We start from the raw sequence: 1,422 nt of genomic DNA, 5'->3' as shown, positions 1-1,422 counted from the left end.
GGATGCAGAATTAGAAGAGCCTGATACATTTCCATTAATTGTAATATTTCCCTTAGTTACAGAGATTGTGTTGGTTCCAGAGTTATTGGATATGCTTCCAATCTTAAGATTTCCTTCTCCATTTGTGACATTAATTTGATTTGTTCCGCCACTATCATTGCGTATATCTCCTTGAAATACATTTAATGCAGAGGAGTTAAAAGTTATTTGATTGGATGCATTTGCTCTCTCTGCATGCAGATTTCCAATAATGGTTGCATCTTTATCCCCCGCGAAAGTTACAGTATTTGTTCCATTATTTGCATAGAATGCATCTTCTCCTGCATTTTGAATTGTATTTACTCCAGTTTGTAGATCAAAAGTATTTGTTGTGCCATCACCTGAATAAGTTTTACCAGTGAGTGTAAAAGATTGAGAATTGCTCACAGTGATAGAGTTTGAGGCATTACCTGAACCATTCCAATTTGCATCAATGTTTCCTGTAATGATATTGGTCCCTGCACTAAAGGTAATTGTATTTTTTACTACCCCAGAAGCTTCAAATGGAGTAGCTGAAATGTTTCCTTGTATTGTATTGGTCCCAGTGGAAGTGAAACTGATTGTATTGTTGGCGGTGCGTCCATTTTCAGATGCTGCAGTGATATTAGAGAATACTTGCATCCCCATTTCCAGAGAAGTTAATAATGTTATCTCCTGCTTTAACTTGAATTTGACCAGAGATTTTTCCTCCATTTTGAAATGTAACTTCATTTTTACTTATCCTATCTGCCCCATAAGGTGAACGTAAGGATAAAATATCTCCTGTAATAATGCTATTTTCACCAGCACCTTTAAAGACAATAGAGTTTATTCCTCCAATTGCTCTAATGGGTGCGGAAATTCTCCCACTTTTTTCAAAGGTGATTTCATTTTTTCCTTGCAAAGGAGTTTGGAGATTTGAGGTATTAGCTTCAATGAGTATATCAATAAGATTCTCTCCTGATCCTTTAAAGACAATTTTGTTAGTATTAGAGAAGCTTGTATTTCCTTTTCCACTTATTGATTTAACTGTATGGATTGTATTATTTTGGGTTGATTCTTCAAAGACTACATCAAAAGTATGTGCTTTTCCTTTGGTAACAACATTTTGTATAATAAAGCTTTGAATAACATTGCTCTCCCCCTTAAAGATCAAGAAGCTTTGGTTTCCAAGCACACCATTTCCACCAGGTTTTGTAATATCATTAATCGAAACACTATTTTCAAAAGTAAGTTTTCCAGTTACACCTGATAAGAAATTTATATTATTAAGATGAAGCACTCCATTTGGATTGCTAAAAGATCCTGTTACATCACTGCTGACTGTAATATTTCCATCTACAAGTGGATTTGTCCCATTAAATACAAAATTGACATTTGCTAAAGTATCTAGAGTGACATTCC

General features: G+C 34.6%; 2 protein-coding genes. Both read right to left on the bottom strand.

Translation table 11 applies throughout. The features are described from left to right. Positions 1 to 660: hypothetical protein (locus tag CQA62_RS06750; RefSeq protein WP_211305528.1), on the bottom strand; the 660-nt coding region annotated here is incomplete at its 3' end. Further along, on the bottom strand, positions 644 to 1,422 hold a 779-nt coding region (locus CQA62_RS06925), incomplete at its 5' end, for a hypothetical protein (RefSeq protein ID WP_170125572.1). The genes CQA62_RS06750 and CQA62_RS06925, both read right to left, overlap by 17 nt.

This window comes from Helicobacter cholecystus (genome assembly GCF_003364215.1).
In the GTDB taxonomy this organism is placed as follows: Bacteria; Campylobacterota; Campylobacteria; order Campylobacterales; family Helicobacteraceae; genus Helicobacter_G; species Helicobacter_G cholecystus.
The sequence above is the reverse complement of the archived record's forward strand: the minus strand, read 5'-3'. Positions and strand labels throughout refer to the sequence as shown.